The organism is Bacillus hominis (genome assembly GCF_018332515.1).
In the GTDB taxonomy this organism is placed as follows: Bacteria; Bacillota; Bacilli; order Bacillales; family Bacillaceae_G; genus Bacillus_A; species Bacillus_A hominis.
Map to the genome: position 1 here is coordinate 1 of NZ_BOQD01000167.1, position 5,106 is coordinate 5,106.

At 33.9% G+C, this 5,106-nt stretch carries 4 protein-coding genes; 1 reads left to right on the forward strand and 3 read right to left on the reverse strand.

Going from position 1 to position 5,106, the window contains the following annotated elements; all coding sequences use genetic code 11:
• Window positions 1-235 precede the first annotated feature (235 nt).
• Complete coding sequence (locus tag KI356_RS16930; protein ID WP_002012755.1) at window positions 236-409, forward strand: hypothetical protein; 174 nt, start codon at window positions 236-238, stop codon at window positions 407-409.
• Between the two features lie 86 nt (window positions 410-495).
• Here the strand turns inward: KI356_RS16930 and KI356_RS16935 are convergent, their stop codons facing one another.
• Genes KI356_RS16935 through KI356_RS16945 form a run of 3 tightly spaced genes read right to left on the reverse strand, consistent with a single transcriptional unit; the run spans window position 496 to window position 4,994 of the window.
• Complete coding sequence (locus KI356_RS16935; RefSeq protein ID WP_212935959.1) at window positions 496-3,585, reverse strand: AAA family ATPase; 3,090 nt, start codon at window positions 3,583-3,585, stop codon at window positions 496-498.
• Window positions 3,582-4,739 carry an exonuclease SbcCD subunit D gene (locus KI356_RS16940; RefSeq protein WP_212935960.1) on the reverse strand — a complete coding sequence of 386 codons (1,158 nt, stop codon included), beginning with the start codon at window positions 4,737-4,739 and terminating at the stop codon, window positions 3,582-3,584. Before KI356_RS16940 ends, KI356_RS16935 begins: the two co-directional genes overlap by 4 nt.
• A 15-nt stretch (window positions 4,740-4,754) precedes the next feature.
• Window positions 4,755-4,994: a DUF2584 family protein gene (locus tag KI356_RS16945; protein ID WP_002085739.1), complete on the reverse strand. Its 240-nt coding sequence runs from the start codon at window positions 4,992-4,994 to the stop codon at window positions 4,755-4,757.
• Window positions 4,995-5,106 lie beyond the last annotated feature (112 nt).

A 5,106-nucleotide genomic window follows, 5' to 3' on the forward strand; every position in this document is an offset into this window, starting at 1 on the left:
ACATAATACAATCTTAATATGTGCTGTATGTGAAGTTAGCATAAATTTAGGATGAAGATTTTCAAATAATTGAAACGCTTTTTGATACTATAGGATTCATTTAACTTTCTATAATTTTTTATTACAAAACAAAAAAAACTAGATGATTCTACATATAACTATCCAGCTTTTTTAACACATGTTAGGCGTTTGTATATACTATTACAAAACACATTTTTATAAAGGAGGGAATCATATGCCTACAATGTTACAAGAAGAAGTTGAAGAAGCACGAGAAACATATGTCAGTCGTATCATATTAGTAGGTGGATCAGCATTATTTTTAGCGGGTGGTGTTATATCGGCAATTTCTGCTTTTAAAACTTATAATCGATTATCACATACGCCGCCTACTTCAGATAACTCATAGTTCCTTATTTCATACAAACGCCGCCTCCAATAAGGAGACGGCGCTTTATTTATTATTTCACTAAATTTTTCAGCAATTAAATCTTGTTACTTCACCACAAACTTAGTCTGACTACACCCATCCTTCTGCTTCGTTACCTCTAATACAGCTGGCATTGCGTTTTTCAGTTCTTGAACGTGTGAAATTACGCCAATAAAGCGACCAGATTTTTGCAAGTCGATTAGGGCGTCAACTGCTTTCGTCAATGACTCTTCATCTAATGAGCCGAATCCTTCATCGATAAACATCGTTTCGATGGAAATACCACCCTCATATGCTTGAATTACATCTGCCATTCCAAGTGCTAAGCAAAGTGATGCGTTAAACTTCTCACCGCCTGATAATGTTTTTACATCTCGGGTTTGGCCGGTGTATGCATCGTATACATCTAATCCTAATCCACTTTGTCGATTCCTCTTTTCAACTCGTTCGCTTCGTTTTAAATAAAATTGTCCATTTGATAATTTACGTAGTCGTTCATTCGCAATTTGAACAATTTGTTCTAAATACTCAATTAAGATGTAACGTTCAAAGGATATACGACTATCGTTATCCCCTTTCATTACTTCATATAAATCAACAAGTTCTTGGAATGCTTTTTCTTCCTCATGAATTTGTTCATCAATTCGTTTAATATTTTCATGTAAATCCGTAATATATGATACGGCGTTTTGAGCACGTTGTCGCTTTTCTTTAATAATATCAAGGTTAATTTCCAATTCTTTCACTTGCTCATCTAATGAAGAAATGTCCATATACTCTTTATCTTTTAAGTCTGCCTTTAATTCTTCAATTTGTTTTGTAAGTACTTCTAGAGATGAGTAATAATTTTGGATTTCTTGTTGTAACTTATCCATCTCAGCATCATTTAATTTGGATTCTGTATATGTTAATTGATCTGTAAATCCGCTTTGTTCTAGCTCTTTCATAAAGCGTGTGAAAGTCTCTTCTTTCTTCTCTTTTGTACTATTAAATTGATTAGAAGCACTATCATGTTCTGCTTGAATACGTATATTTTCGTTTTGCCAATGTTGATACGCTTCTTGCACTTTCTCCCATTCATCTTCCATTAACCTGAGTTCTTGCAGAGCTTGGTCAAACTGTACTTTCCAAGCTTGTACCGTTTGCAAGATTTCTGGAATATTTTGCTTATCATGTTCATATGACGTACGAAGCTGTATACACTCCATTTCAGTACGGTGCTGTAATGTTTCTACTTCACGCTTTTGTTTCTGGAGTTCTTCTGCTTTTTCTTCTACGCTTTTTATATTCACAGCAATTTTCTTACGTGTTTCTTCACTTGCTTTTAACGTATTAACTTCTGCTGCTAATTGCTTTCCTTTTTGAACGAGCGCACTATATGTTTCTACTAATTCTTCTGAGCGATACCCTCGCTTTAGCACTTCTTCTATTACTTGTTCATATTGAAATCGATAGAAATTCCACTTTTCTTCTAATTGAACATGCAATTTTTCCGCAGCGTTTTTCTTTTCTCTTAGCTCATTTAACGCTTTTTCATCAATTGCATTACTTTGCTCTGTAGCTTTTTTTGGGTGATCCATACTACCACATACTGGACAAGATTCACCATCATGTAAATGAAGAGCTAATATACCAGCTTGTTCACTTAACCAGCGGCGTTCCATATTTTCATATGCACTAACTGCCTCTTGCATCTTATGAAACGCAATTTCTTTTTCTTGCTCATATTTTTGTTTTTCTTGCCATACATCATATGCCTGCTTTAATACTTTTGCATCTTCTCGCATATTCGTTAGTTCTTCTACTTTAGCTACATATTGTTCAAGCGCTGCTTCTAATTGCTGTAATTCACCAGACATTCGTTGTTTTTCATTTGTATGCACTTCTAGTTGTTCATCTAACTTTTGCATACCTTCTTTTAATTTCCCTATTTGAATTTCGGCATTTTGCAAATTTAACTTTTTCTCAGCTAATGATGCAATAATTGGTTGTAACTCTTCTAGTCTTTGAACTTGTTTTTTCGCATTTTCTCGCTCAGATGCCTTATTCTTTAATGCTTCATATTTCTCCTGGGCAAGTTCAAAACTGTTCATTATATGTTCTTTTTTTATGATTATCTGTTTTAACAAACTTTCAGACTGCTGTTCATGTTGCATCGCTTCCTCATACCATTGCTCAAATGGTAATAATCGCTTCGCCTGTTCCGCATGTTTAAAAGATTTTTCTTTCATTTCGATTACGGCACGGTTTTCTTGTAAAGTACTGTATTTCTCATTCTTTTGTTCTAAATCTTTGAATTTCTCATTTACAGCTTTTGCTGCATGAAAACGTGCCTCTGCTTCTTTTAATTGTTTCGTTTTGTCATTTTGTTCTACGTGTAATTGCTCAACCTCTGCATTGTACCAAATTGTTTCTTGTTCTAATGACTCTACTACTTGATGTGTATTTACATGCTCTTGCTCCACTAATGTCTCTAATAATGCTCCATCACGTATTGGTAATTTAAATACATTACGGAAATATAGCTCACGTTCTTTCTGTTTTTCTTGTAAGACGTCTTTCCATTGTTTACGCTTTTGATCTAATAACTCACGCATTAATTTATAACGATCTGTTTTAAAAATGCGGCGTAATATTTCTTCTTTATTTTCCGTTTCAGATGTTAATAATTTTCGGAACTCTCCTTGCGGTAACATGACAATTTGGCTAAATTGATGCTTACTTAATCCAATTAAATCTTCAACTTTTTTATTTACATCCGTTACATGAAAACGATCAACACATGGAACTTTTTCCTCATCAATTACTTCATATAATTCGACTGCATGTCCTGTAATTGTTTTATTCCCTTGTTTTTTATGGCCCAGTTGTCGTTTTATTTCATACCTTTTCCCTTTTAACTGAAAAGTTAATTCCACACTTGTATAAACATTATCATCAGCAAATTGGCTACGAAGCATGTTTGTATCACTGCGCTCTTCTCCACTAGCCTCTCCATATAATACATAACAAATCGCATCAAAAATCGTTGTCTTTCCAGCTCCTGTATTTCCAGAAATAGCGAAAATACGATGCTCACCAAGATCTTTAAAATCGATTACTTCTTTCTGTTTATATGGACCAAATGCGGTCATTATAAGCTGAATCGGTCTCATCCTCGCTCACCTTCCCGTTCTTGCACTGTTTGTAAAACCTCTATAAATAGACGTTCTTTCTCTTCTGATAAATCTAGCCCTTTCATTTCTTTATAAAATGCTTTTAAAAGAGATAAATCATCCGTTTTATGTCTTGAAACAGTTACTTCATTTTCATCTGTGAGCTCTCGTCTTTGAATAGATCTTTCAACATGCATTGCATTTGGGTATACAGAACGTATTTTTTCCATTGGCTGCAAGACAGGATTTTCATCTAATAATTTCACAAATACATAATCTTCATTTACTGGATGAAGCAATAAATCGTCTATTTTCGCTTCTACTGTACGCATTTTACGACGTGGTGTAAGTAAACGTTTTTCAATTGTTGTTTCACCTTTTTCATCCAGTTCCACAATATAATATCCTTTTTTATGCTTTTCTTCAGAAATAGAATATGCAAGTGGTGAACCTGAATAACGAATTGTCTCATTACGTACAAAATGCGCTTGATGTAAATGGCCAAGCGCCGTGTAATGGAACTTATCAAAATAATGGCTATTTACATATTCAGCACCACCAATTGAAAGTGGTCGTTCCGCATCACTCGTATTTTCCTCTGCCTCTCCTGAGGAAGTTACAAATGCATGTCCTACAAATATGTGTCTCGCTTCTTTATCCATTGTTTCAGAGAGTTCGTTCATAAAAATACGCATTGCATCATCATGAGAACGAACATCTTCATTTTTCAATATATGTCTAACAATACTTGGATCTGCATACGGAACGAGATGGAAATGAACCTCTCCGTATTCATCATTTAAAACAACAGGATTGTATGGAAACTGGAATTGTCCAACAATATGTAATCCTTGTTTTTTCATTAAATTACTACCAAAATGTATGCGGTCTGGACTATCGTGGTTTCCTGCAACCGCGATTACTGGTGTTTGTAAATCAATAACTATCTTTTGTAATACATCATTTAATAAGTCTACTGCTTCTGTAGGTGGAATTGCTCGGTCATATAAATCTCCTGCAATAATTACAGCATCCGGTTTTTCTTCTTCAACAGCTTGTACAAACTGATCTAACACAATTTTTTGATCTTCAGTCATATATACACCATGAACAAGCTTACCTAAATGCCAATCCGCTGTATGAAAAAACTTCATATTACCCTTCTCCTTTTAGTTTACTGATTGTAGTGAAACAAGCTGATAGTTTAGTGTAGTTTTTCCATTCTCCCATTCTAACTTTTGGACAATTGCACTACCGATTCTTTCTTCGTTTGATTTATATAAAGGTAATATTTCTTGAATAGTAAATAGATGATAACCATCTAAAATTAATTGAAATAAATTATCTTCTATATGTAATCTTACTTCTTTTTCATTTGAAATAATTTTTGTGTGCATCTCAAATTTCATGCTAGATACAACCCCTTTTTTCTAATCTCTACATTTTAATAGTATAGTGGTCATGCAAGATTGACAAGTAAATACACCGCGATGTACATACTTTTTTAATTATAAATATTTT